Below are 25885 nucleotides of genomic sequence, written 5' to 3'. Positions count from 1 at the left end.
CTACGCCATGCTGCGCGAACAAAAATCAGACAGCAGGGTGGTTTCATACTAAAAAAGAAAAATACATAAGTCTTGATTTATTTTTTTGTGGCATGGCTTTTTATGCCTCTCCAAATCTCTCTCCGTTTCGGGGAGAGGTTTTGAAACCCAGTTTTAGTTTTTCTCTGGTTGTATGAAACCACCCAGCGCGAACAAAAATCAAACAGGAGCCATAAAACCACTGTACTGGTATGGCAATGCTAAAATGGTGCGTTAAAAATATCTGGAAAATTAAAGTTAAAAGCATAATTCAACTTTTCTACTCTTCCTTATAGAAATGCAATAAATAAGGGAAGGCGATAAATTGCCTTCCCTAAAGTTAAATATTCACGACACTAATATGAAGTGCTAACACTGAATTAGTTACTCAACATTTACCTACTGTCAACGGCATATTCAATTAGTTGAGCAAGGCGGTGGCGTAGGGTTTCTAATCCCAAGCGCTGACTCGCAGAAATAAATACCGCGAGAGGAAATTCTTCTCTAGCTAGAGCTAGTGTCTCACTATTTGCTTGATCGATCTTGTTAAAAATCACTAGCGCCGGACCAGGAGTTATTGGCATTTGTGCCAAAATTTCCCTGACTGAGCGAATATGACGCAACCAAGCAGGATGAGACAAATCTACCAAATGTAGTAGGGCATCGGCTTCTGTGACTTCCTCCAAGGTGGCGCGGAAGGCATCCATTAATGATGCAGGTAGTTCGTGTATAAACCCTACCGTATCTGTAATCAGAATTTCCTGATGTTCATTTGTTTCGCCATAAGGAATCACTAGGCGGCGGGTGGTGGGATCGAGAGTGGCAAATAGTTGGTCGGCTGTATAAACTTCTGCATTAGTGAGAGCGTTCAACAGGGTAGACTTACCAGCATTGGTATATCCAACTAAAGCGACTGAAGGAACTTCTCGATGCTGCCTTCGTTGGCGTAAGCGCGAACGATGGGCTTGCAACTGAGTTACTTCTTTTTGCAGTCGGGAAATACGCTGCCCGATGGCACGGCGTTCGGTTTCCAGTTTTGTTTCACCAGGACCACGAGTCCCTATACCACCACCCAATCGGGACATGGTGCGACCTCTACCAGCCAGTCGCGGTTGCATATATTCTAGCTGTGCTAGTTCTACTTGCAATTTACCGGCACGGGATTGAGCGCGTTGAGCAAAAATATCCAAAATTACTTCGGTGCGGTCAACCACCCGGATGCCAATTTGCAATTCTAAGTTGCGGACTTGGGAGGGTGAGAGGTCGCGGTCGAAGACGACAAGATTAACTCCTAGTGTTTGGGCTGTTAGGGCAATTTCTTGTACTTTACCTTCCCCAACTACTGTTTGGGGATGAACGCGCGATCGCTTTTGTTGTATTGTCTGTAATACATCTCCCCCAGCAGTATCAACTAAACGTGCCAATTCTGCTAAAGTATCTTGGAATTGTAGGGGAGTTGTCTCACTGGTCATCAGCCCCACAATTAGCACGCGATCGTGGTCAGCATCTACTTCCTGGGCGATAAATTCGCGCTGGAATTCTGCTTCCAGATTTTCCACCAAATCTACTAAATCCTGGTCTGCCAGATCGTCCAAATCCATCGGTGGCGATATATTCCAACTTGGGGTTTGAATTTTGCTCTCTTCTACTTTGAAAGCAGCAGGACTAGTAATCAGGGTACGAGACTCTTGGGGTATTAGATGAGCTAGATAAGCTTCTTTTACATACCCAGTTGCACCGCCTCCCCGCCGTGTAAATCCTGTTCCGGTAATGTTTAGGACAACTAGGGCATCTAAGCGTTGCAGGGCCATAGCCGTGAGTGCGGCTTCATTTGGCGGTTCTGGCTTCAGATGGGTGGCAATACAACGAATACCACTGAGTCGTTCTGCACCGTAACGGGGCAATTCCATCGGTGGTATTTGCGTTTGACGCGGTGTACCTACCCCGACGCGAATCACTTGCCCGCGACGGTTTATGTAGGCGCACACCGGCTGATTGACTTCTGTGCTAATTGCTGCCAGACGCTGGGAAAACTCAGGCGTGGTGATGCGATCGCCTGGTATACGCTGGTGATACAGCCGCTGTAGTTGCTTCAGCTGGCTGGACTTTAAACCTTGGAGATTTCCGAAGATAGTTTCTATAGGCGTTTATGACCAGTAAATGGCCCCCCAAATCCTTCTTAATGTCTATTTTACAACAGGGTTTGGGCTGCCATCTATATCTTCTGAAGGATGCATTGGGAATTCGTCACCCATAGTCTTGATTTGAAGCTATTTTGGTGGTGTGGGTCTAGCAATGTTTTGTTAAACCAATAACATAGCATTCCGCGATCGCTTCACTGCTGTTTGCAACTCCCCCGACAACCAGCTATCAAATTGCGGATAAACTGGCGATCGCGGCACCAATTCCCACCCAGCAGGTTGTAGAATTTCTCTCAATGCCTGTTCCTGAATATGAGGATAATCGGGATTTACTTCATCTTTTGGCCCAATTCCACCCAAATCTCCCGCACCAGCTTCGATACAAGCGAGTAACCATAGGTCATCCTTAACTAAATTTGGCGGAATTTGAATAGTAATATCTGGCGGTAAAATCTTACGTGCTTGAGCAATTACTTCTGGTAATTGATGGGGATTAAAAGGAGGTGCATCAAAAGTTTGCTGATTTCCTGGACTATGAGGTTGCAGGATCGTTTCTTGAATGTGATGGTAACGTTGGTGCAAGTTAGATATAGCTTCTAAGGTTTCCCACCAATCATCAGAGGTTTCTCCAATTCCTAAGAGTAAGCCAGTTGTAAAGGGAATTTGTAACTCTCCCGCCCATTGCAATTGTTGTAAACGAGCTTCTGGCAATTTACTTGGTGCGTGTCGATGTACACTATTTAATAATGTTGGCGTTAACTGTTCCAGCATCAGCCCCATCGAGACATTTACACCCTTGAGTTTTTGCATTTCATCAAAACTCAATGGTCCTACATTGGTATGTGGTAAAAACCCCATTGAAAGGGCTAACTTGCACAAATCATAAATTCGTCTAAACCACGCCTCACGCCTTGGCGAATGAGGATGAACTTCACCGCTTAGTATGAGGATTTCACAGACTTTTTCGCTTTGGAGTGGTTTTAAAATGCTTCGTGCATCTGAAATACTCATCCAGGGGCTTTTATCAGGTTCGCTACGAAAGTTGCAGTAACTACAGCGATTAAAGCACTCATAAGTAGGAACGATTGTATAAGCAGGGCTATAGGTGACAAGACGACAATTATTAATTGGCATAAGCAGGATAGTCTATTAGTTAAAACAACCTCTTGCTCAAACTATATAGATTACTGTGCGATCATTGCAGCCATTTGACATGATATTAGATAAACAATACTATTTTGCTTTGTAAATTTCTGGTAACTGCCACCAAGAAATATGAGGATATTCGTGATGTTCCTCGTGGTAGCCAAAATGATAGCACGTGATAAATGACCACCAAATAGGACGGCTAATTGTTTGGGCACAATGAGGCTGAACATAACCCCCTATTGGTTCACTATGGGGTAAAAAAGTACCAAAATAGAATAATTGTAATGAACTTAAAAGCGAGGGTAGCACCCAAAAGTAAGTTAGATTATCACTTGGGATATGGAGTATGTATTTAGCAAAGTTATAAATAATAGTCAACGCAATTATTTGCCCCCAACTCCAGTAACCTTTCATAAAATGAAAATACCAAGCAAAGAAACTTTGGTGTTTACCATTGTGAAAATCCGGGTCTATTGAGCTTGCTGGATTGTGGTGGTGTAACCAATGTTTTTTCAATAGTTTTTGATATGGTAAAAGACCATAAAGGGATAGGGTCAATGTTCCAATCAAATGATTAATCTTGGTGTTTTGGGGAAATACTACGCCATGCATGGCATCATGAGATGTAATAAATAATCCCGTATATAAAAATGTTTGCCATAGTATAACAGGCAATAACATCCAAAATTTTAGCTTTGAGATGTCAAGGGAAAGTAATAAACTCAGGCTAATGACCCATGCGCTAACAATGACAATAGCAATGAAAAGCCCCTTAAACTGAGATTTACTTCTCAGTACTGGAGTCAGTTTTGCTTGATGACTGAGTGGTTGTTCTAACTGGATCACGCTTTTACTCCGCCTAGCATTCAGGTGAAAATTCCAAAAATATAGTCATGACAAAAACAGCTAACCGAGAAAATCTGTTAGTGGTCTATGTTTTACACTGGACAATGCCAATGCTCAAAAATATGTAGAAATATTAAGATACTTTAACTAGTATTACACACGCAACTGCCATTCTCAAAACTGTTTTCGGTTGGAAGGTTGGGTGATATAAGTGAGGACATCGTTGAGCCTAGTATTTTTAATAACCAGCTAATTATCTGTGATTTTTTCTAAACAGTCTGTAACAAAGACAATCAAGATTAACGGAGAGTATAGGAAATGAGCGCGCGTACATATTGCACTAGGCTGTAGCTGTTCCCAAAGTAGGTAAGCTAGAAAACTAATAATACTTAGGCTATCGTTCCAAATTTCAGGGTGAGGAGTTAGCACAAGTTTAGCAGCATTGCGCTTTTTGCCATTGTATGAGGTTTCAGTTTGATCGCTAAGATAAGGTGCAATTATTAAGCTACCTTAAGAAGTTAATTACATTGTTCATATTACTTAACTTACCCATTTGACGCTATCTGTCTCTAGTTTCAAAGTAGATGCAACTCTAAAGAATGAGATTTTAAGGAGGTTTAGAAAATATTTATCTAACAAAAGTTCATAATAGCTTTTATTAGCCTAGAGAGCAGAGGTATTTTTACCAAATAAATGCTATTGAAAATTTGTAATCTGACTAAAAACCTATTTAGGATACAATCAAAAATCCAACGGAAGTTAGAAGATTTTTGGAGTGTTATTATCCAGACTAATAAATAGTAAATAGGTTTTTTAAACTTAAAGTATGGCTCCTACGGTGCTAATTACAGGTGCTTCTGAAGGCATTGGCAAAGCAACGGCTCTTTTATTTGCGCGGCAAGGATATGACTTGGTACTTGCAGCTCGTCATGCTGACCGCTTGGAAGCCTTAGCGCAGGAAGTGCAAAGCATTGGCTGCCCTGCACCATTAACGATTACTTGCGATGTCACTGACTCATCTCAGGTAAACGCGTTAGTGCAAAAGGCATTAGGAAATTATGGCTATATCGACGTGCTGATAAACAATGCCGGCATCTTTGCATCGGGGCCAGTAGAGCAGTTTTCTCTTAGTGATTGGCATCAAATTATAGACACTAATTTATGGGGATATATCCACACTATTAATGCCCTTCTGCCTCATTTCCTCCAGCGTCGAAGTGGAACTATAGTTAATTTAAGTTCCATCGGTGGTAAGGTGCCAAGTGCTTACTTGGTTCCCTATTGTACTAGTAAGTTTGGTGTGACAGGGTTGACGGAATCGCTGCAAGTAGAACTACAGCCAAAAGGTATTCATGTTTGTGGGATTTATCCGAATTTAATTAAGAGTACTTTAATGGAACGGGCAGTTTTTCGAGGCCAGGATGAGCAAGATACTCATACTCGCCGTGGACAGCTTGAGAATGTGCTGAAAAATCCGGTGGTGGAGAAGCCTGAAGATGTAGCAAATGCTATCTGGGATGCAGTCAAGAATAAAAAGTCAGAAGTGATGGTTGGTTCGGCTAATTTATCGCAAAGTTTGTATCGCTTGTTTCCTGGTTTGATAAAGTGGGTTTCACGGCAAGGGTTGAAGAATCAAGATAATTAATTTTTGCTAGTAGCACATTTTGCTATTGTGACTCACATTCTCGTTTCGTCACATAATGGCGATAGCGAAACATTGCTTCTAGTTGCACTTGCACTAACCAACCACTGACAAATTCAACTGTTTCTCCACCAGGCATCGAGAAGGAAATAGCATCAGTCAGCCTAGTTTTGCCAGCTTCCGGTTCAAATTCATGTCGATGCACCCAAGACTCAAAGGGGCCAGATATCTGTTCGTCGGTAAACAGGCGATATTTGTCGCATTCAGTATGACGTGCTAACCAAGTTAAGGGTAATGGCCCGAGAAACAGGCGAAACTCTGTGATAGCGCCCACGTTCAGCCCTCCCTCACGACGAACCACTTGGACTGGCTGCCAAGGTGGATTCAGCAGTTGCAAAATATCTGGCCTTTCGTGAAATTTCCAAACTACTTCTGGTGTGGCATTAATTACTGAGGAATGTTTAAAGTGCAGCATGGAAAGAAAAACCTAAAATTCAACTTTCGGATTCGGTATCAATCTCGATATCTAGGGTATCTTCGTCAACCCGCACATACAAAATATTTGGGTTACAGCAAACTTGACAATCTTCTACATAAGATTGCTGCCCTCCAGCACTCAAATCAATAAAAGTTAAGTTCGGTTCGCCGCAATAGGCGCAGTAATACTCAGCTGTGTTTTGCATCAAGTTTTCAGCTAGGAATTCAATGGCTGTAATTCCTTTGGGGATGGGTTGATATAACTCTGAGCATCAGCCAAATGCTTTAGTAGTGTAGACTGTGGCAGAGGCCCTTGCAAGTGGCTCCAAGGTAATACTTGCTCTGTTGACCAATCAGCATGGACGTAGAAATCTAAATCAGGGATTTGTCCTTTAAGTTGTTTGAAAGCACGTTTGTAGCTACCCAAGGAGTCGCCAAAGTCACGAGTAAGTTGGAGAAGTTGAGAGAGCCTGCGATCGCCTCTCGATAACAAAGCTTGTATAATCGACCAATTATAGCTTTCTGGGCGAAATTCTATTCCCTGTGGTTTTAGCTGTTTTTGCAAAAACTGCAACCGCTTTTCGGCTTGGCGATTCACCCCAAACCATTGAAATGGTGTGTGTGCTTTAGGTACAAAGGTGCTGCATCCGTATGTTAACCGCAATCCCGGCGCAGCTTTTTTGATATTACGCATCATCGTCACAGTTTGGTCTAAATCCTCTGTTTCTTCACCGGGAATTCCTGCCATTCCATAGAGTTTCAAGCTTTTTAATCCGCCAGCTTTGGCATTGATTGCAGCTTGGATAATTTCGTCGTTATGCAGCTTTTTGTTGACGATTTGCCGGATTTTCTCAGAACCACTTTCTACTGCAATGGTAAGCGATCGCGTGTCTCGTTTTGACAAAGTTTCTGCTAACTGAACTGTTACGGTATTGGTTCGCACTGAAGCAATACTGAGACGGACATCATCGTACTTTGGCTGACTAATATAATCTAGCAACGCTTCAAACTCTGGATGCTGAGTTACTGAAGCCCCCAATAATCCTAGCCGATTTGTAACTTCTAAACCCCTTTTAATGGCTGGAATTAATGAATTTTCAAGACTGGCTGTTCTAAAAGGCAGTGTGAGATAACTCGCCAAGCAAAAGCGGCACATTTCTGGACAACTTCTCACCACTTCCACCATGTAAATATTTTCCCATGCGGCTTTTTCGGTGACTACAGTCGAAGCCGATAGAGTATTTCCTCGATAAGTCTGCTTTTGCACCACTGCGGGGATTTCGGAAGAAATTGGTTTAATTGACTTTACTGCACCATCTTTTGTGTGATATTCGACCTCATACAAACTGGGAATATAAATTCCTGGGACTTGTGCAAGTCTTTTGAGTTGAGTTTGTCTAGAAGCATTTCTGACTTCTTTGTACGCCTCAATGAAATTTCCCAGTAAATTTTCGCCATCTCCCAGTAAAATTACATCAAAAAAATCTGCAAAAGGTTCTGGGTTAGCTGTGAGAACGGGGCCACCACCAAAAATTATCGGATGAGAATCATCACGAGAGGTTGCTTGAATAGGAATTTCTAAAGATTCCAGCAAATTTAAAATATTCACATAATCCAGTTCCCAGGAAATCGAAAATCCCACAATTTCTGGGGTTCTGGGGAGTTGTTCGTGAGTATCTGTAAACAGGCGACTCACCTGCACATCATCACGCATTGCCAAAGTTGCCCAAACTACCTGATAGCCAAGGCTAGTGATACCTACGCTATATTCATTGGGAAAGGCGAAGATTATGGGGATAGCGTTGGTGTCTGGGGTAGTGGGGGTGAAAAGGAGGCGTTCAGAGTCAAATACAGATGATGTCACAGGCGTTTTTTAGGGGGTTTGAATAATGCAGTCTCATAGAATTCACGCCTACAGAAGCAAAACTCACCTTTATGGGTTTCATTTGAGTCCGCACAGGCTGACGAGAGTTTGTGTAAGTAGGTTGGCGCAATCAAAGCTAACTAGCAAGGGCTGTCATTTGTCCTTTGTCACTTGTACTTAGCGTAGTCGTACCACTTCCCTACGGGACGCTACGCGAACGTGGAAGCAAGCTACGCGTAGCGTCTCGCAGAGAAGTATTGGTCATTAGTAAGGATTTTAGGACTATTTACGTTTCGGTAACATAATTGTGATTATTTCTACCAACTTACTTAGCTAGGGGTTCTTTATCTATATTTAATTTTAAGCCATAAAATTATCAAGTTAAAAAGCAATGTCACGCTATTAGCAAGAATAATTGGTAAAGATTGTAGATATATTCCATAAATTAACCACAAAAAAATACCAGTTATGAAGGTAATCAGTGTTAAAAAAGAAACATCTTTTGCTGATTTTGTTTGCCATGTTTTAAACATCTGTGGCAAAAAAGAGATTGTGGTTATTGTGGCAGCCGCTAATCCTAGAATTGTCAAAAAATCCATTCCGATACAAACCTATAAAATAAAGTTTTTAGTGGTTGAAAAATTTAGAAGCTGATTTTTATAATTTTGTTGCATAGGTAATATCCTTTTCTTAGATGACCCTAGTGTATGATCGATAAGGTTATTCGGTTCTGGTGGGGAGCAGCTACCAGAGGTAACGGGGAAAGTTCGGTGCAAATCCGGCGCTGTCCCGCAACTGTAAACCAATTTGAGATGTAATCTAAAATCCCAAATTGAGTGAGTCAGGATGCCCGCCGAAATAGATTTACTAGTTCCACATATCTGCGAGGTACAGATGACTACTACTGTGAATATTTCCCCAGCGAATCCCTTGGGAGTTGCTGACCATACTTTATTTGTTTGCAAAACTTGCGCTAGCGTTTGGCAAGAGGGAAAACGCTTAGGTGAAAGTGGTGGTGAAAAACTTCTACACCAACTTCAGCAACTTGCACAAGATTGGGAGTTACGAGATGAATTCCCAATTCAAGAAGTTGAATGCATGAGTGCTTGTAATCGTTCCTGTGTGGTTGCCTTTGCTGCCAAAGGTAAATTGACATATTTGTTTGGTGATTTAGCCGTTGATAATAGTGCATCTGCGATACTAGAATGTGCTAGTCAATACTATGTCAAAGCAGATGGTTTGCTGCCTTGGTCAGAGCGTCCAGAAGCCCTGAAGAAGGGCATTTTAGCAAAGATTCCACCTTTACCTCACTAATGCGCGTTTTGATTCTGGGTGGTACAGGAAATGCCGCAGAACTAGCCGCTAGAGTCGCGACTATCCAGGGGGTAGATGCAATCACGTCTTTAGCCGGTCGTACCCGTGAACCATCAGTTCCGTTGGGCGATTTACGGGTTGGTGGCTTTGGTGGTGTGGCTGGATTGGCTAGCTATCTCCAAGCAATGCAAATCGACTTATTAATTGATGCAACCCATCCTTTTGCTAGTCAAATTTCTTTCAATGCGGCAGATGCTGCAAAGGAAGTCGGAGTACCCCGTCTGATGTTAATACGCCCACCTTGGGAAAAAGGAAGTGGCGATCGCTGGATGGAAGTTGATAACGTTGAAGCCGCCGCCGCATCACTGCAAAACCAAGCACATCGGGTATTTTTGACGGTTGGCAGACAAGAACTCGCCGCCTTTGCTCACCTAGAGGAAATTTGGTTCTTGATGCGGATGATTGACCCTCCTGTTGATGATGCCTTAGTGCCACCGGGGATGGTATTGTGCGATCGCGGGCCCTTTAACCTCAATAATGAAAGGCAAATCCTGATTGATCGCAAGATTGATACCATAGTCAGTAAAAATAGCGGTGGCGATGCCACAAAGCCCAAGATTATTGCAGCGCGAGAACTGGGCGTGAAGGTTGTGATGGTAAATCGTCCAGCCATACCGCCAGGAGAGCAAGTTAGTGATGTTGAAGGTGCTTTGGTATGGCTACTTGAAAAATTGCATAACTAGTGAATGATACCAATTTTCCGTATAACACACGCGATCGCATCAAGAAAACCCACCAAAATAATCCGCCCCAAAGAGAGAAATTATTTAAACTTTGGCATATTACAGAGGGAGCGATCGCCTTCTTCCACTGTGGTGTTAGTTTTCAAATAATCCTGCACCAGAGTGCAACCATAATTTAGTACATCTAGATTCAGAATTCGCTGTAAATTCCACAGAATGAGCGTGTTGTCATCACCCCCTGAAACAAGCAAAGTTCCATCAGGGCTGATTGCAACCACCCTAATCGCTGCGGTATGTCCAGTAAGGGTTGTTACTTCCGTACCATCTAGCTTCCAAAGTTTAATGCTGGCATCGACGCTGCCAGAAGCAACAATTTTTCCATCAGGAGTAAAGGCAATTCCCCAAATCCCAGCTTTGTGACCTTTGAAGGTATTCAATAACTTGCCGTCTAACGTCCACAGCTTAACCGTGTTGTCGCCACTTCCAGTAGCTAGCATTTTACTATCTTGGCTAAAAACAACTCTCCATACTGCTGCTGAGTGTCCTACAAGGGTTCTAAATAAATTGCCGTCAAGCGTCCACAACTTAGCAGTATTATCACCGCTGGCTGAAGCAACAAGCTTACCATCTGGGCTAAATACGACGTGCCAAACTTCCGCCTGATGTCCTTTGAGAATCTGCAAAGTTGCGGCGCGATGGGCTACGCCCGGCCAGAGGCGATCGCGCCTCGATATCTGAACATTTTTATCAACACCTGCCATTGCAATTGTTTGCCCGTCAGGACTAAACACCCCTGATGTCAGTTTGCTGTGATGAGATTTGTAACTAGCAATTAAAGTACCATCTCGCTTCTTGATTTTTACCGTATCATCGGAAGTGAAAAGCGCGATTAAATTATCATCGCCACTGAATGAAACCTCGGAAACTTCGCCCTTGGATTCAGTAAGAGTTTTGAGCAATTTGCCTTGACTACTCCAAAATTTCACCATATTTTCGTGGCTGGTTGTGGCAATGGTTGAACTGTCAGAGGCGATCGCTATTGACCAAATCCCGGCCTTATGTGCAACGATAGACTTTTGAAATGGATTTTGACTTTGCCAGAGCCTGACAACGTTTTCTGCACCTGCCGAAGCAATAAAGCTACCATCTGGACTAAAAGTTACACCCCAAACTGATGCACTGTGCCCTCTAAGCGTCCTCAGTTGTGTACCATCAATATTCCAAAGTTTAATCGTTTTGTCGAGACTCGCACTGGCAATAGTCTGACCATCGGGACTAAATGCTACTCCCGAAATTCCGGCATCATGCCCTTGCAGAGTTTTATCAAGGCGGTAGCTTTTACTTATGCTGTCTCGCCGCCAAAGTTTAACAGTTCTGTCTTCACTCGCTGAAGCAATAGTCTGTCCGTCAGGACTGAAAGCTACTCCTACAACCCAAGCAGTATGACCTTGGAGAGTTTGTACAGGCTTGGCATTTTGCCAGCCTGAATCATCTCGTTTCCAGAGTTTTACTGTCCTGTCTAGACTGGCAGCAGCAATAGTCTGGCCATCAGGACTAAAAGCGACTCCCCAAAACGCACCTTTAGAACCTTGGAATGTCTTGAGCAAAGTACCATCTCGCTTCCAGAGTTTCACTGTTGCGTCCCAACTAGCAGAGGCGATGAACTGGCCATCAGGACTAAAAGCGATTCCCCAGACTGAAGCGGTGTGACCTTTAAAAGTTTTAAGCAGAGTACCATCCAGCTTCCAGAGTTTAATAGTGCCATCTTCACCTGCCGAGGCCAGTATTTGACCGTTAGAACTAAAATCTACTGCCCTAACTGCTCCCTTATGACCTTTGAGAGTTGCAACTTCTGTACCATCACGTCGCCAAAGCTTAACTGTATTATCTATACTGGCTGAGGCAATTAAAGAACTATCAGGACTAACATCTACCGCCATAACACTTGCTGTATGATCGGAAAACCGATTGTATTCATCTGCTCCATAAACTGCTTGCCTAAGTGCGTTTTCAACTTGAGGTGCAAGATTTGAGTTAGTTGTTCCTAGCTTGTGCAGTCTGTCTTTGGCTTTGATTGCTTCTACAAGTGCATCTAACCTCCGTTGGGAAGCAAACAGTCCAGCAGAAGAAGATACAAGCGCTCGAATTTCGCTGCTCTTAGCTTGACTTTCGCTTTTTTTGGTTTGACGATACATAATGAAACTTCCCACCCCCAAAATGCTGGAGACGAGCAAACCAATACACACAGCAACTAGTAAAAACCTTTGAAATTTAGCAGTTTTTTGCTCCTGTGCTAGTCGTGCTTCTACCTCTTTCGCCCGTGCTGCCTCTAATGCTGTTTGCACTTCGCGCTGTTCGCATTCTTGACTTGCGGCTAAAAATTGATAATCCCAATCGCTTAGACTTTTGCCCTGTATCCAATTTTGAGTATCTCTGAGAGCCTGTCCTCGCAATAAACGCGATTCATCTTTATATCCTGATGCTACCCAAGCATTAAATGTCTGCGAATAAGGGCGGAGATTGTCTAATTGTTTTAACACCCATTCGGTATTGAAAACACTCCGATAGATGGGATTTTTAATTTTGAGATAGCCGTTGTGTTTCTCTACTAAACCAGATAACAAAAGCTCTGTTTGTTCTCGACTATCATCAATCGGAACAGGAAGATGAGGCAAAGTGAAAAACTCTTCTCCCCTACTCGATGACATTTCCTTCTGGGGGAAGCCTCCACTACTAAACTGCTCCTCTGCTTGCAACACCTTTTGATAAATACCCAACAACCTCCCTGCTCGTTGGTCGTTGAATAATAGGCGATCTCTTATAGTACGTAGATGTTCTGGTTCGTCTTGTGATTGCCAATTTTGAATAATATGCGTTTTCACTAATTGCTCAATCCAAAATGCTTCTGTACCTGGAATGAGGCTAATCATTCCTGTAGCATTTTCAGCAGCAATTTGAATAACTAAGTTACAAAGTTTTTGTGTGAGAAACGGTTGTCCCTCTGTCCAATGAATAATTTCTTGCAGTATTGCTTGTGGTTGACTGACTACTTCCTTTACTCCTTGAAGCAGAGGAGTAGCTTCATAGAGTTGAAAGCCGTGTAACTCAATTGCTTTACCAAGGTTAAAGGGTGTGCGGCCTTTATCAGCGATGAGGTCGGAAGGACTAGCTACACCAAATAGTGCAAATCCCAAACGATTAAAGTTTGAATTCTCTGGCCGCTGGTTATAGCATTGACGAATCCAAGCAAAAAAGTCGTTAATTGGGAAACTTAAACTAAGCAGGCTATCAATCTCATCAATAAAGATGAAAATGCGTTCGGCTTTGGCGTTGGGTAGTAAAACTTCTTCAACAAAACAGTGTAGTTTTTGTACTGAGGAAATACCTTTTTGCGTCTCCCACCAACCTTTAAAGTTGATCTGTTCTGCTAAATTTAAGCTGTAGAACAAGCTAATAATGATGCCTTTGTACCATTGTTCTGGTGTAGTATCCTCAATACCTAAGATAGTCATATCCAAATAAACGCAGCTATAGCCTTCTTCTTTAAGACGATAACTGGTGCGCTGGAGTAAAGATGACTTACCCATCTGGCGAGAGTTGAAAACGTAACAAAAATCCCCAGCTTTCAGGCTAGTATAAAGTTTTTCGTCTGCGTCACGGATAATATACGTGGGATCGTCACTGCGGAGACTACCTCCTACTTGGTATCTCATATTGAAGTGTAATTATCAAATACAGAGCTTACGTAAACAATAGCCGAAAAGAAAGATTTTCAGGTAGGGGCAATTCATGAATTGCCCCTACCTTTCGTGTATATCTTTGCCAGGTTAGGATTTTTTTGCAGTTTAATAGAGTATTGCCATAAGTGATAGTGATAGATGCCAACTTAGAGTGAGTTGGGAGGATATGAAAGCGTCTGGGATAGCCATCACTTACTAGGATAGAGGAATAGAAGCAGAGGTTTTCCAAATTCAATCAAAAGGAAATTTTTTTATTCTCTGCATAAATTAATTAAAATGGGATGAAAGATAATTAAGCTACTCGTGGAAGATAAGCACTCCACAAAACAAAAAATTTATAAGCCTCATTCTGATTATGGGGTACGAGGTAATTAAGTATGATTCATCACATATCTATTTCTGTTAGAAACCCCCAGCACGTTGCCGAGGTTTTAGCTGAAGTCTTGAATGGCCAAGCTTTTCCCTTTTTCCCTCACCCAGGCAGCTATATGGTTTTTCCATTTGACGAATATGGAACAGGGATTGAAGTTTACCCGTTAAAAACTCAGCTAATGCCTGGGGAAGGAGATAACCAGTGTACATTTGCAGAAAATGCCAGTTCTTCTGGGTTTACAGCTACTCATGCAGCAATTTCAGTTTCTTCTAGTCAAGAAAAAATTGAGTTGATTGGTAAACGTGAAGGTTGGAGAGTGTTACGTTGTAACCGCGACTCTTTTTTTGATGTTATGGAGTTCTGGTTGGAAAACACAGTCATGCTAGAACTACTCACACCGGAAATGTCAGCTCAATATTTGGCAGTAACGCAGCCAGAAAATTTGAAGAAAGCTTTTAATTGATAACTCTGCTACTGCTAATTTAACAAAACTATTAATTAATTTAAAATTGTTCGCGCAGCCTCTCCTAGAGAGTTTCAGACTCTTATTTAGGGACATTCCAACAAAAAAATCCCATTGTAGGGGCAATTGGGCAATTTATCTAGACGCAAAGCGGCTACTCTACAATTTCTCCAACGGAGTAGCCGGAGGCTATTCTTTCTATGTAAATAAGGAATAATTGACGAGTACATTCTCTGTAGAGACGGCGATTTATCGCGTCTCTCTAACGTATCAGTCTTTTAGACGGGATAAATCGCGTCTCTACAATGAGGGCTTTCTGGCTTATGCCAAAGTCACGGCAAAACACTTTTCAAACAACCTCTAACATCTCAGTAATTTTTTGGGTTTTTACTTGAGTGAATAGCTTTATTTAAATCCTGGAGCAAGTCTTCTTCCGCATCCCGCTCTTGCTTGAGTTCTCTAATCATTTCCTGACTAGAACCAATTAGCAAACCAGCAACTGCACCTACAAGGACGTATTTTTGCTCTAAATCTTGATACATTTGACTCGTGTAGGGGCAAGGAAGTAAATTAGCAGCAATAAAACCAATTCCTGCACCCAAAAATACCGTCACAAAGCCAGAGAAAGCGATCAGTTTAGCATTCATTTGCTTTGCTCCAATGCTTATAACTTTGCTAAATTCTTAGAAGATACTCTATATTGTCTCCGCAGTTGCCAAAGTTGCTACTTAATCTTTACCTCTTGTAATAGTAGACAGAGTGGGGGGGATGAGTGATATGAAAAGAACAACTCCCAACTCCTAACTTTTTACTCTTAACTCTCTATAGCGGTTTGCGATCGCATGGATCATAGATAATTCAAAGGGTAGTATCTGGACTTCTCCTATAATTGCCGTTTCTCTATAAGACGCTAGGTTAACGCTAACGGTAAAATTGCTTACTATAGTTTCCTCTGGGGAATTGAGCCTTCAACTCCCTCAACATACCAATCCATCGCCAATTGTCCTCGATCTTCCAACACCTTACCTTTTGGCACTCGCACCACCCCTTTTTGGTCTTTCACCGGGCCATCAAAAGGATGTGCAGTACCCTGAATAAACTCATCGCGCTTCGCATTCACTAGTTGTTGTACCTCTACCGGAATCGCCTGATTCATCGGTGAAATATCCACTATTCCTTGACCAATGCCATCCCAAACGTTTTGAGATTTCCAAGTATTACTCATTACAGCTAAGGCTTTATCTGTATAGAACTTGCCCCATTTGTTAATAATTGATGTCAGGTGGGCTTTTTGAGCAAACTTACTCATATCACTGTTGTAGCCAAAAGCATAAATGCCTTTTTCCTCAGCTAATTGGACAACAGCGCTAGAGTCGGTATGCTGGGTCAGTACATCTGCACCGGAATTGACCAAAGCAATAGCTGCTTCTCTTTCTTTAGATGGATCGTACCAACTTTGTACCCAAAGTACCTTAACTTTTGCTTGGGGATTTGTTAAGCGCATTCCTTGTGTGAATGCACTGATTCCCCGAATTACTTCTGGAATTGGGTATGCGCCAATAAAACCAACTACATTTGATTTTGTCATTTTGCCAGCAATCATGCCGGTTAAGTAACGCGGTTCTTCAAAGCGTCCTAGATAAGTGCCAACATTGGTAGCACGTTTGTATCCTGCACAGTGTTCAAAGATAACATCACCAAAGTCTTTAGCGACTTTAATTGTTGGGTTCATATACCCAAAGGAAGTGGTAAAAATTAACTTGTTACCATCTAATGCTAGTTGACGAATTATCCTTTCAGCGTCAGCACCTTCATTGACATTTTCGACAAAGGTAGTTTTTACTTTATCGTTAAGATTGGCTTCCATATCTCTGCGACCTAAATCATGGGCATAAGTCCAACCAAAATTACCCACAGGCCCCACATAAACAAATCCCACCTTGAGAGGTTCATTTACCGCCACAGGCGACGCTGAGGGAGACTCCTCACCCGGCAATTTGGAATTTTTGCCTTGAACACAACTTGTTAAAGCAAAACTAGATCCTGCTAAAGTGACATACTTTAGAAAATTCCGACGATCCATATTTTATTGATGGGGTTTAGTTGCTGAAAAATATTTTTCTGATTACTAGTAACGACAGATACACTCTTGACTTAATTTTAGCTGTTGTTTTTTGCCGTTAACTTACTAACAAAAGAAATCAAATAATGGTTGATATTATACAAAAGCACAATACTTTTTAATAAAAATAAGGGAATGAGGTAGAAGCATTAATAACCAATGTCCAATGCCCAACTTTACGAATCTGGAGGTTTTTAATGAACTTATTTGAGCTTTTAGCAGGGGAAGATAATCATTCAGCCCTCGTTACACCTGGGGGGCGATCGCTAACTTATAAGCAATTGCGCGATAATGTTGTTGGACTGGTATCCCAACTCAACAGCTTTGGATTGACACGGGGAGAACGCATAGCCATTGCCATGACTAATGGTTCGCCAATGGCTATTACCTTTTTGGCTGCTGCGCTATGTGGCACTGCTGCACCCTTAAATCCCAAATACAAACAAGACGAATTTGCCTTCTACTACGAAGATACTCAGGCAAATGCACTGATTACCTTGTCTGGGGAACCAGAAGCAGCGATCGCCGCCGTCACACCCAATATGATGCTGATTAATGCCAAGGTAAACGCTGACGGTACATTGAGCTTTGAATTAGTCAAAACAGGCTCAAAACCAAGAGAATCATCGAATCCCGCAGCCCCCAACGCCGATGATTTAGCTATGATTCTCCACACTAGCGGCACTACCAGCCGTCCGAAACGTGTGCCGATTCGTCATCGCAACTTAATCGCCTCAGCCAACAACATTATTACTGCTTACTCACTCACAGATGCTGACACTACACTTTGCCTAATGCCCCTGTTCCATGTTCACGGATTGGTGGGTTGTTTGCTGTCAACCCTAGCATCAGGCGGCACATTAATTTGTCCCAATGGTTTTAATGCCTTAGAGTTTTGGAAACTCGTAGATACCTACAAACCAACCTGGTACTCCGCAGCGCCAACCATGCACCAGACAATTTTGGCCCGTGCTAGCCGCAACACAGAAATTGTCCAAGCTAATCGCTTTCGTTTCATTCGCTCTAGTAGCGCTTCCTTGCCCCCGATTATTATTGAGCAATTGGAGGCAACTCTCAATGCTCCTGTGGTGGAATCTTACAGCATGACTGAAGCATCCCACTTAATGACCACCAATCCCTTACCGCCAAAAGAGCGGAAACCAGGTAGTGTAGGTTATGGCTTTGGTGTGGATGTCGGCATTATGGATTCTGAAGGCAACCTCTTATCTCAGGGAAGCTTGGGTGAGGTGGTGGTAAAAGCACCCAATGTCATTGATGGCTACGAAAACAACCCAGAAGCCAACGCCACAGCTTTTGTCAACGGTTGGTTCCGCACTGGAGATCAGGGTACTGTGGATGCAGACGGCTATCTCCGCTTGACTGGACGCATTAAAGAATTAATTAACCGGGGTGGGGAAAAAATTTCTCCCTTAGAAGTGGATGATGTTTTATTGCGTCATCCCGCCGTTGCTGAAGCCTTGGCTTTTGCTGTTCCCCACAAATCTTTAGGTGAAGATATCCACGCTGCTGTTGTTCTTAAGGGAGAAGTCGGCGAAAAAGAACTTTTAGCCCACTGTTCAACAATGTTGGCAGACTTCAAAGTTCCAAAGCAAATTCACATTTTGGATCAACTACCTCGTGGTGCTACGGGGAAACTGCAACGGTTGGCTATGGCGAAATTGCTTAATATCGGCTAAATCAGCGATACACTAAGGAAAATTCCTTGAGGAAGCGTTAATGGCACGGTCAAACGGGGTTCAAACTGAAATGTCTGCACAGGAATTGCCTACAATCTCAGATGAAGATACAGTCAAAGTTGAAGATTTGCCGGAACAAGTAGAGGATGTGCAGGATATTGACGACATCTTGAACTCACTCAAAACCTTGCTGAGTAGTCTAGAAAAGCTCCAAAAGGTCCGGCAGGAAGTGGGCGACATCAAACCGTTAATTGGGCGGATGCTTGATGGAGAACTGGTTGCTGGTGAAGAACTTGAGCAACTAAAGTCAGGTGTGAGCAGTCTTTCTCGCCTTGTGCGGGCTTATAATGACCATCAAATAGCGTTGGCTAAAGCCCAACCTGCAAGAAATTTACTAGATCAAGTCCTCAAAGAGCGGAAAGCGAATTGAAACAAGAAGCGATGTCTACGATGGTCACTGAGCCTTGTCGTAAAGCCTGCGGCATAGCTACGCTTAACGCGGAGCGTCTCGTAGAGAAGTGCTGCCTACGCCTACGTTTTATTTTAGGAAATGCGTAGGCGCACCCCTAATTCCCTCAAAAATGCGTAGTCATAGCCCGTCGTAGGCAGCCTTTAGGTATGCCTACATTAGCAAGGTAGATCATTATAGTAAGTTCGCTATTCTACTCTACTTACTGCTGATATTTTTCTCAATAATTGGCTAATAACCTCAAATAGGTTAAAATCACCAGAGTCTAGTATTACTTTCAAGGTAGGTATTGTAATGGAGATTAATAGAGAGAATCTACCCTTAGATCAGATTCTCTTAGAGGATAGCTTACAACTGCTCAGGAATTTGCCAGATCAATGCGTTGACTTAGTTGTATCTTCCCCACCTTATAATCTAGGCAAAGAATACGAATCAAGGCAGGCTCTTGAAATTTATTTGAAAGAACAAACAGCCGTTCTGCTTGAATGTAGCCGGATTCTTAAAAATACAGGTTCATTATTTTGGCAAGTTGGTGCTTTTTCTGACCGAGGAATGCTGATTCCTCTGGATATTCGCTTTTTTCCGATTTTGGAGTCATGCAGATTAATTCCTCGCAACCGAATTATATGGGCTAGGCAACATGGTCTTCATGCTCAGAAAAAGTTTTCTTGTAGACATGAAACTATTCTTTGGTTTACTAAATCGGATAACTATAAATTTAATCTAGATCCTATTAGAGTTCCCCAAAAGTATCAAAATAAAAAACATTATCGAGGAAATCGTAAAGGGGAACTTTCATGCAATCCAGAAGGGAAAAATCCTGGTGATATTTGGCTATTTCGAAATGTTAAACACAACCATGAAGAACAAACTATACATCCCTGCCAATTTCCAGAAGACTTAGTAACTAGAATTATCTTAGCTACAACTAACAAAAATGATATTGTTTTAGATCCATTTATGGGTTCTGGTACTGTGGCCGTGGTTGCGAGAGATAGTGAACGCCATTTTATCGGGTCAGAAATTGAACCAAAATATTATCAAGTTGCATTGCGTCGTCTCAACGGCAATCCAGATAAAAATGGCTATTTTCCAAACTTAAAAACATTGCGCGATTATGTTGAAAGAACGGGTCAATCTATTGATAAGTTTAAGTTTGAGGTACAAGTAGGAAATAAAGCTTCAGAACGCAGCAAAGCAAAAATTTATCCAGAAGAGTATCACTTGCAAGAAATGGAAGATAGATTAATCTATGAAGAATCTGCTTTTGCAGCTAATCTAAGAGGTGAAGAGATTCCAGTAGATCCAAAGCTTAATGGTAATGGTAAAAAGACCTCTTTGCAAAATCCAATAGTAAAACAAGTAGAAGAAGTGGAACAAACTGAACTGAGATTATGGAGTTAATAGAAAAATTCTTACAATAAGCGAAGTAGACAACGACTACGGGCTGAACGCCCAGCAATTATTTCGCATTCACGACTAACTCTAGTATTTACAGTTCTAGAATATCTTTTAGATAAATACTCAGTCCAGATGATGGGCACTATTGTATTTTGTTGCTCAAATAATCCAACAAGTCTGATTGGTACATCAAAAACTTTATTTTTAGCCAATGCTGTTAACTGATTAACAGCTTGCTCATAATAAAGAGTACTATTAGATGCAGGAAACATCAGAGCCTTTGTCACTATAATTATCAAATTAGTTGGGTATCCAACAAATTCAGTTTTAGCTTTAAAGAACAGTTCCGAGCGTAAAGTGTTATTGAGTAGAAAGGGATAGTTAGAAAATTGAATTTCAATAATGATGCCAGCTTTTGCAAAATCAACGTCTGTACCTAAAAATCTATAAGGTGCTGGAATAGGTATATTTGATTGCCAACTATCATGAATAAAGGCTGCTTTAATATATTCATTTGTACCTACTGGATCGAATATTGCATTACCTTGAATTCCAGCTTGATCTGAAGCCTTAATGTGCAAAGGCATTCTAGTGAGAATAGTACTAATCTCATGCCATTCGTCCTTGTATTGGGTATTTATGATTGTATCTGCTGCGTTAAAGTCAACATATTGAATAATGATTGTTATATCTCCTTTTGATATTTCAGTAGTTCTTCGATAAAAGCAAGCGGATCTATTTCCAAGACTTGAGCAACTTGTAAAAATTTAATCACATCAAGTCGACGTTCTCCACGTTCATACTTTGATACATAAGACTGTGGAAGTTTTAGCTTTGCCGACAACTCTGCTTGAGTGAGTTTGGCAGCTTTGCGGGCTTCGATAAGTAGCTGGCGAAACCGATTGTACTCTTCGCTGAAAACTGATTTAGGCACTTTCGCTTGCCTTTTTCTGGCGATGATTTATTCGATCTCAATGAGAGCTAGTACATATTTCTAAACTCTGTTAAATTCTAAAACCTAATATGGGATAAACCCAAAATAGGTTTTTGAAAGCCACTGCGAAGATGGACGCGCAAAGAGAAGCCCGCGCACTCTGAATTCCCCAATCTTGTAAACGGGAGGTCTTTTTATGACTAAATCTGTGGTTTCATTTTAAAGATATCGACTTTTTTAAGATATCTATAATAAAAAAAGTTTTATGATCATGAACGTTGCACCCGCCATTGTAGTACTAGGTCAAAATAGCGTGACAGTAGCACGCAAAATAATCAGCGTTTTACCAGGAGCAACGCTATACGGTCTAGCGGGTCGTACATCGGGAGTAGATGTCAGCTTTACTAATTTTGGCGACACGTTACGCGAGTTATTTGCTCAGGGAACGCCGCTAATTGGCATTTGTGCCGCCGGAATTTTAATTAGGACGCTAGCTCCCATACTCTCGGATAAACAGCAGGAACCACCTGTATTAGCTGTGGCTGAAGATGGTAGTGCTGTTGTCCCCCTTTTGGGCGGGCTTGGTGGGGTAAACGATTTGGCCCGCCGCATTGCCGAAGCGCTTGATGTTAAACCTGCAATTACAACTACAGGTGATTTACGTTTGGGTACAACGCTCTTGTCTCCTCCTCCCGCATACCGTTTAGCAAACCCAGACGATGCTAAGAAATTTATCTCGGATGTGCTAGCTGGGGCAGAAGTCAGACTAGAAGGCATAGCGCCTTGGTTGAGCGATAGTAAATTACCCATAGATCCCAATGGAGATTTGACCATCCAAGTTACGGAACGTTTGGTAACTCCTATAGCCAACTGTCTTGTGTATCACCCAGCAACGATCGCGATCGCAATTAATGGCATCATTGATGATGCAGTAGCTTTAGTACACCAGCTACTAGCCGATGCCGCACTAGAAAAAACATCAGTCGCCGGGATATTTGCACCCATCACCGCCGCAGCCAATCCCGCAGTTAATGCTGTAGCTAACGCCTTGGGAGTACCTGCTCGCTTTTTTACCCCAAATCAGCTAGAAAGTCTGTTATCACAAGGTTATAGCCCTGCCCAAGCAGCAGCGATCGCAGCTACAGGCACATCTCTCTTATCTTCCTCATCTCCCGATGTTGCGATCGCTATTGCCCCCCAACCAATTGACCCCGACACCATCGGTCAACCACGCGGAAGGTTAGCGATTATAGGCACGGGGCCTGGTGGAGCGCAATGGATGTCTCCCGAAGTCAAGGAGATACTCAAGTCGGCAACTGACCTAGTGGGTTATAAAACTTATTTAGATTTAATCGGTTCTCTGGCTGACGGCAAGCAACGGCATGAGTCTGACAACCGTGAAGAAGAAGCACGGGCAAAAATGGCCCTTGATTTGGCAGCATCTGGGCGATATGTCGCTGTGGTTTCATCTGGCGACCCTGGTATCTATGCAATGGCAACAGCAGTTTTTGAAGTGTGCGATCGCTATGCCAAACCCGAATGGGACACTATCGATATTCATGTAGCACCAGGCATTTCAGCTATGCAGGCAGCAGCAGCAGCCATTGGTGCGCCCCTTGGACATGACTTCTGTGCTATTTCCCTCTCTGATATCTTGAAGCCTTGGTCTGCGATCGAACAACGAATTGCTGCTGCTGCCGAGGCTGATTTCGTAATCGCTTTCTACAATCCTGTTTCCAAAGAACGTACTTGGCAACTGGCAGAAGCGAGAAATATTTTGCTGCGACATAGAACACCGGATACCCCAGTAGTATTGGCGCGGAATCTCGGCAGACCAGGACAGACGGTGAAAGCGATCGCACTTGACCAGTTAACACCAGCAAGCGCTGATATGCGAACAATTATTCTCGTTGGTTCCACAAAAACCCGAACCATCAAACGCAGCGATGGTAATCTCTGGGTTTATACACCGCGCCGCTATACGCAAGAATAAGCATGATAAGCCCTGTAAAAATAAGGCAAACTTCTCCTTTGTTGGGGAGGCATTTTTTAAATCCATTTTTCTGTGCGATCGCATAATAAAACCCCAGGACTGGGAATTCATTCCTGGGGCTGTTATACCTGACCACCTTTACATTTTTAATCTAAAAGCCATGTAAATATCGAACTTTCAAAAGACATATCTATCTGTATTTTGTCCAAATATACTTTTATATTTAAGTCAATTCGTGTTATTATAAATTTGTTTTTTAGGACAACCAAATAAGAACAAAATTCATTTTATACAATTAGATATTTAATTATCTTGAGTACTTGCAAAAAGATATAATTCCAGTAAATATGTCCATTGTTTTAGCTGAAATATCTTGATTTTTTTTGGTCGATCATTAACAATAAAAGCATCATGATTCATACATGATTGTAGCCGAAAAAGTGACAGAAGCCCTTATTATAAGTCCGCGAAAGCGGACTTTTTTGTATCTATTGATTGCTATCTTTATAACCCAATACGGTCATTTAAGGGCTACTGGCAAAAATTTTGGGGTTTTGAGACGTGGTAAATCGCCATCTCTACAAGTGTTTATTTATAAATCACTATTAACAACCGATAAAAATTCAAATTTTTTGGAGATACTCAGGTGGTACACGATCCACTAGCCAAACACCATTATCAGAACAATAGAAGATGTAACCCGCCTGATGCATTGCGGCAGCAGATATAGCAAAAACTACTGGTTTTCCATGTCTTGCACCAACAGTTTGTGCTGTTGCAATATCCTTGGATAAATGGACATGATGCCGTGACATCTTGCAAAGTCCTGTTTCCATAATTGAATCTACAGATTTGTGTCCCGTGCCGTGATAAAGCTCATCTGGGGGAACAACAGGTTCTAATTGTAAATCGACTTCTACACTATGTCCTTGGTTAGCCCGAATCAGAGTACCTGTCGAATCAAAAGAAAAACGTTGTTTCTCGCTAGATTCTACTACTGCCTCTAATTCTTGACGGGTAATTGGAAACTTATTTTTAGCACAAGCGGTAATTAATTCATCAACAGCAACCCAACCACCAGGAGCAAGTTTAATTCCAATCGCATCCGGTGTGTGTCGTAGATATTTGCTGAGATATTTGCTGATTTTGACGAGACGAGAATCACTCATTTGCTTGTAATTGATAGATTTATACTACAGTTATATATTTGTATGTTACATCACGATTTTCATTGATGATTTTAAGCAAGCCAAAAATAGGTAAGCATCAAAGTGATAGCAGTTAGCGGTAGCCCAAATCGCAAATGTTCCCCAAAAGTGAGTTGATACCCCTGTTTGGCAACAGCCTCCGCCACAATCAAGTTTGCCACCGAACCCAGCAGGGTGAGATTTCCTGCTAGTGTTGAAGCCGCCGCTAGTAGTAGCCAAGTGTGGGTGTCGGGATGGGGAATTAGATGATGTAGTAGCAGTACAGCCGGTACATTCGACACTAAATTTGATAGCAACGCTGTTATCCCCAAAATGCTCAAGGGATCGTCAACAAAACGAGAAAGCCATTCTAAAGAACCAAGTTTTTGCACACCTTCGGTAAGGATGAACAGTCCACAAAACATTAATAGCAAATCCCAGTCTACCTTTTGTAAAATTCGCTCAGGCTTGAGGCGGCGCGTTACCAGTAATAGTGCGGCGGCAATTAAGGTAACTTCAGCAGTAGGAATTCCGATTAAAAATGCTACCAGTAATCCGGTGGTAATCAATAGACTTTTAATTAACAGTGGCTTGAAGATGTGATAACGCGGGGGTTTTACTTTTAAGTAAGGACGAAGCGATCGCACCTCTGGATATAACCACCACAATAAACATACCTGAATCGTCAAACAAATCAACGCAAGTGGTGTTAAGGCTTTCGCAAAGTCTAGATAACTAATGCCAGAAAAGGAACCGATCAAGATATTTTGAGGATTACCGCTCAAGGTGGCAACAGAACCGAGATTAGTTGCACCTGCTAGCGCCAGCAAATAGGGAATAGGTTTAAGCTTGAGTAATTGGGTAATACCAACTACTAAAGGTGTCAAAATTAGAGCAATCGTATCATTGAGAAAAAGTGCTGAGAGGATGCCACTGCCAAAAGTTAACACTACCAATAACCCAAATGGGCTGTGGATGCGGCGGATTGTGTAATCAAGGGCAAGCTGAAAAAAACCAGAGGCGGCGAGATTGGCACTGATTACCATCATGCCAAATAGAAAAATTAGTGTTTTGTAGTCGATCGCACCCCACGCCGCAGGCAAATCTAGCACTCTCAATGCCATTAAGAAGGCAGCACCAACAATGGCGATCGTCGCCCGATTCATCCGCAGTCCGGGCAAGTATCCTAACCCTAGCCCGATGTAAGTGATAATAATCACGAGATATCGCAAAACTACCATTGCTCTATTCCCTAAACGTAGCAAGCCCCGATTTAGAGCTTACCGGATAGGCTGTAGATTTAGTTTCGCGC

At 42.2% G+C, this 25885-nt stretch carries 23 protein-coding genes and 1 riboswitch; of the genes, 9 read left to right on the top strand and 14 right to left on the bottom strand.

Features of this window, described 5'->3' with window-relative positions:
- Nucleotides 1-413 precede the first annotated feature (413 nt).
- From hflX to crtW, 3 genes are all read right to left on the bottom strand, one after another.
- A complete protein-coding gene (hflX, locus tag NPUN_RS24250) occupies nt 414-2159 on the bottom strand; it encodes a GTPase HflX (RefSeq protein ID WP_083782430.1) in 1746 nt (581 codons plus the stop codon).
- Between the two features lie 162 nt (nt 2160-2321).
- Nucleotides 2322-3293 carry a 7,8-didemethyl-8-hydroxy-5-deazariboflavin synthase subunit CofG gene (cofG, locus tag NPUN_RS24245; RefSeq protein WP_012411104.1) on the bottom strand — a complete coding sequence of 324 codons (972 nt, stop codon included), beginning with the start codon at nt 3291-3293 and terminating at the stop codon, nt 2322-2324.
- A gap of 99 nt (nt 3294-3392) precedes the next feature.
- Nucleotides 3393-4154, bottom strand: coding sequence for a beta-carotene ketolase CrtW (gene crtW, locus NPUN_RS24240; protein ID WP_012411103.1), 762 nt, complete (start codon nt 4152-4154; stop codon nt 3393-3395).
- Nucleotides 4155-4980: 826 nt separating this feature from the next.
- Here crtW and NPUN_RS24235 point away from each other — a divergent pair.
- Nucleotides 4981-5799, top strand: a complete 819-nt coding sequence (locus NPUN_RS24235) for an SDR family NAD(P)-dependent oxidoreductase (protein WP_012411102.1) — start codon at nt 4981-4983, stop codon at nt 5797-5799.
- Nucleotides 5800-5821: 22 nt separating this feature from the next.
- Here NPUN_RS24235 and NPUN_RS24230 read toward each other — a convergent pair whose 3' ends face one another.
- From NPUN_RS24230 to NPUN_RS24215, 4 genes are all read right to left on the bottom strand, one after another.
- Nucleotides 5822-6271, bottom strand: a complete 450-nt coding sequence (locus NPUN_RS24230; protein ID WP_012411101.1) for an SRPBCC family protein — start codon at nt 6269-6271, stop codon at nt 5822-5824.
- A 19-nt stretch (nt 6272-6290) separates the two neighbouring features.
- Nucleotides 6291-6479, bottom strand: a complete 189-nt coding sequence (locus tag NPUN_RS24225) for a CPXCG motif-containing cysteine-rich protein (RefSeq protein WP_012411100.1) — start codon at nt 6477-6479, stop codon at nt 6291-6293.
- An 11-nt stretch (nt 6480-6490) separates the two neighbouring features.
- Nucleotides 6491-8137 carry a B12-binding domain-containing radical SAM protein gene (locus NPUN_RS24220; protein ID WP_012411099.1) on the bottom strand — a complete coding sequence of 549 codons (1647 nt, stop codon included), beginning with the start codon at nt 8135-8137 and terminating at the stop codon, nt 6491-6493.
- Between the two features lie 344 nt (nt 8138-8481).
- A complete protein-coding gene (locus NPUN_RS24215; protein ID WP_234711156.1) occupies nt 8482-8679 on the bottom strand; it encodes a SemiSWEET transporter in 198 nt (65 codons plus the stop codon).
- Here NPUN_RS24215 and NPUN_RS43600 point away from each other — a divergent pair.
- From NPUN_RS43600 to NPUN_RS24205, 3 genes are all read left to right on the top strand, one after another.
- Complete coding sequence (locus NPUN_RS43600; RefSeq protein ID WP_234711175.1) at nt 8606-8791, top strand: hypothetical protein; 186 nt, start codon at nt 8606-8608, stop codon at nt 8789-8791. The genes NPUN_RS24215 and NPUN_RS43600 overlap by 74 nt on opposite strands.
- A 54-nt stretch (nt 8792-8845) precedes the next feature.
- Nucleotides 8846-9009, top strand: a riboswitch (cobalamin riboswitch).
- 22 nt (nt 9010-9031) lie between these two features.
- Nucleotides 9032-9451: a DUF1636 family protein gene (locus tag NPUN_RS24210; protein ID WP_041566397.1), complete on the top strand. Its 420-nt coding sequence runs from the start codon at nt 9032-9034 to the stop codon at nt 9449-9451.
- The gene (locus NPUN_RS24205; RefSeq protein WP_012411096.1) at nt 9451-10194 is read left to right on the top strand and encodes a cobalt-precorrin-6A reductase; all 744 of its coding nucleotides are present in this window, start codon (nt 9451-9453) and stop codon (nt 10192-10194) included. Before NPUN_RS24210 ends, NPUN_RS24205 begins: the two co-directional genes overlap by 1 nt.
- Nucleotides 10195-10274: 80 nt before the next feature.
- On the opposite strand, the gene NPUN_RS24200 is transcribed toward NPUN_RS24205, so the two are convergent.
- Entirely contained in the window at nt 10275-13907 is a 3633-nt protein-coding gene (locus tag NPUN_RS24200; protein WP_012411095.1) for a WD40 domain-containing protein, read from the bottom strand.
- Nucleotides 13908-14311: 404 nt separating this feature from the next.
- On the opposite strand from NPUN_RS24200, the gene NPUN_RS24195 reads away from it, so the two are divergent.
- Nucleotides 14312-14770 (top strand): hypothetical protein, encoded by a 459-nt coding sequence (locus tag NPUN_RS24195; protein ID WP_012411094.1) that lies wholly within the window; start codon nt 14312-14314, stop codon nt 14768-14770.
- Nucleotides 14771-15138: 368 nt separating this feature from the next.
- Here the strand turns inward: NPUN_RS24195 and NPUN_RS24190 are convergent, their stop codons facing one another.
- Both NPUN_RS24190 and NPUN_RS24185 read right to left on the bottom strand, forming a co-directional pair.
- Nucleotides 15139-15417, bottom strand: a complete 279-nt coding sequence (locus NPUN_RS24190) for a hypothetical protein (RefSeq protein ID WP_012411093.1) — start codon at nt 15415-15417, stop codon at nt 15139-15141.
- Nucleotides 15418-15710: 293 nt separating this feature from the next.
- On the bottom strand, nt 15711-16853 hold the full coding sequence (locus NPUN_RS24185) for a BMP family ABC transporter substrate-binding protein (protein ID WP_012411092.1): 1143 nt from the start codon (nt 16851-16853) through the stop codon (nt 15711-15713).
- Nucleotides 16854-17089: 236 nt separating this feature from the next.
- Here NPUN_RS24185 and NPUN_RS24180 point away from each other — a divergent pair, with 236 nt between their 5' ends.
- From NPUN_RS24180 to NPUN_RS24170, 3 genes are all read left to right on the top strand, one after another.
- Entirely contained in the window at nt 17090-18589 is a 1500-nt protein-coding gene (locus NPUN_RS24180; protein WP_012411091.1) for an acyl--CoA ligase, read from the top strand.
- Between the two features lie 40 nt (nt 18590-18629).
- On the top strand, nt 18630-19019 hold the full coding sequence (locus NPUN_RS24175) for a hypothetical protein (RefSeq protein ID WP_012411090.1): 390 nt from the start codon (nt 18630-18632) through the stop codon (nt 19017-19019).
- Nucleotides 19020-19352: 333 nt separating this feature from the next.
- Entirely contained in the window at nt 19353-20462 is a 1110-nt protein-coding gene (locus tag NPUN_RS24170) for a DNA-methyltransferase (RefSeq protein WP_012411089.1), read from the top strand.
- Between the two features lie 11 nt (nt 20463-20473).
- On the opposite strand, the gene NPUN_RS24165 is transcribed toward NPUN_RS24170, so the two are convergent.
- Nucleotides 20474-21100 carry a BglII/BstYI family type II restriction endonuclease gene (locus tag NPUN_RS24165; protein WP_083782429.1) on the bottom strand — a complete coding sequence of 209 codons (627 nt, stop codon included), beginning with the start codon at nt 21098-21100 and terminating at the stop codon, nt 20474-20476.
- Between the two features lie 44 nt (nt 21101-21144).
- A complete protein-coding gene (locus tag NPUN_RS24160; protein ID WP_012411087.1) occupies nt 21145-21393 on the bottom strand; it encodes a helix-turn-helix domain-containing protein in 249 nt (82 codons plus the stop codon).
- 265 nt (nt 21394-21658) lie between these two features.
- On the opposite strand from NPUN_RS24160, the gene cobJ reads away from it, so the two are divergent.
- Entirely contained in the window at nt 21659-23386 is a 1728-nt protein-coding gene (gene cobJ, locus NPUN_RS24155) for a precorrin-3B C(17)-methyltransferase (protein WP_012411086.1), read from the top strand.
- 623 nt (nt 23387-24009) lie between these two features.
- Here the strand turns inward: cobJ and NPUN_RS24150 are convergent.
- Together NPUN_RS24150 and NPUN_RS24145 are read right to left on the bottom strand one after the other, a co-directional pair.
- A complete protein-coding gene (locus NPUN_RS24150) occupies nt 24010-24555 on the bottom strand; it encodes an RNA 2'-phosphotransferase (RefSeq protein WP_012411085.1) in 546 nt (181 codons plus the stop codon).
- Between the two features lie 71 nt (nt 24556-24626).
- Nucleotides 24627-25814 carry an anion transporter gene (locus NPUN_RS24145; RefSeq protein ID WP_012411084.1) on the bottom strand — a complete coding sequence of 396 codons (1188 nt, stop codon included), beginning with the start codon at nt 25812-25814 and terminating at the stop codon, nt 24627-24629.
- Between the last annotated feature and the right edge of the window lie 71 nt (nt 25815-25885).

Source organism: Nostoc punctiforme PCC 73102 (genome assembly GCF_000020025.1).
GTDB lineage: Bacteria > Cyanobacteriota > Cyanobacteriia > Cyanobacteriales > Nostocaceae > Nostoc > Nostoc punctiforme.
This window is presented reverse-complemented; position numbering and strand designations above follow the sequence as displayed.

Coding starts and splice junctions, on each gene's coding strand:
- NPUN_RS24230 (WP_012411101.1), bottom strand. CDS start 6,271: ATGCTGCACTTTAAACATTCCTCAGTAATTAATGCCACACCAGAAGTA.
- NPUN_RS24210 (WP_041566397.1), top strand. CDS start 9,032: ATGACTACTACTGTGAATATTTCCCCAGCGAATCCCTTGGGAGTTGCT.
- NPUN_RS24170 (WP_012411089.1), top strand. CDS start 19,353: ATGGAGATTAATAGAGAGAATCTACCCTTAGATCAGATTCTCTTAGAG.
- NPUN_RS24225 (WP_012411100.1), bottom strand. CDS start 6,479: ATGCAAAACACAGCTGAGTATTACTGCGCCTATTGCGGCGAACCGAAC.
- NPUN_RS24175 (WP_012411090.1), top strand. CDS start 18,630: ATGGCACGGTCAAACGGGGTTCAAACTGAAATGTCTGCACAGGAATTG.
- cofG (WP_012411104.1), bottom strand. CDS start 3,293: ATGCCAATTAATAATTGTCGTCTTGTCACCTATAGCCCTGCTTATACA.
- NPUN_RS24235 (WP_012411102.1), top strand. CDS start 4,981: ATGGCTCCTACGGTGCTAATTACAGGTGCTTCTGAAGGCATTGGCAAA.
- NPUN_RS24185 (WP_012411092.1), bottom strand. CDS start 16,853: ATGGATCGTCGGAATTTTCTAAAGTATGTCACTTTAGCAGGATCTAGT.
- NPUN_RS24190 (WP_012411093.1), bottom strand. CDS start 15,417: ATGAATGCTAAACTGATCGCTTTCTCTGGCTTTGTGACGGTATTTTTG.
- cobJ (WP_012411086.1), top strand. CDS start 21,659: ATGATCATGAACGTTGCACCCGCCATTGTAGTACTAGGTCAAAATAGC.
- NPUN_RS24195 (WP_012411094.1), top strand. CDS start 14,312: ATGATTCATCACATATCTATTTCTGTTAGAAACCCCCAGCACGTTGCC.
- NPUN_RS24145 (WP_012411084.1), bottom strand. CDS start 25,814: ATGGTAGTTTTGCGATATCTCGTGATTATTATCACTTACATCGGGCTA.
- NPUN_RS24205 (WP_012411096.1), top strand. CDS start 9,451: ATGCGCGTTTTGATTCTGGGTGGTACAGGAAATGCCGCAGAACTAGCC.
- NPUN_RS43600 (WP_234711175.1), top strand. CDS start 8,606: ATGAAGGTAATCAGTGTTAAAAAAGAAACATCTTTTGCTGATTTTGTT.
- NPUN_RS24150 (WP_012411085.1), bottom strand. CDS start 24,555: ATGAGTGATTCTCGTCTCGTCAAAATCAGCAAATATCTCAGCAAATAT.
- NPUN_RS24180 (WP_012411091.1), top strand. CDS start 17,090: ATGAACTTATTTGAGCTTTTAGCAGGGGAAGATAATCATTCAGCCCTC.
- NPUN_RS24200 (WP_012411095.1), bottom strand. CDS start 13,907: ATGAGATACCAAGTAGGAGGTAGTCTCCGCAGTGACGATCCCACGTAT.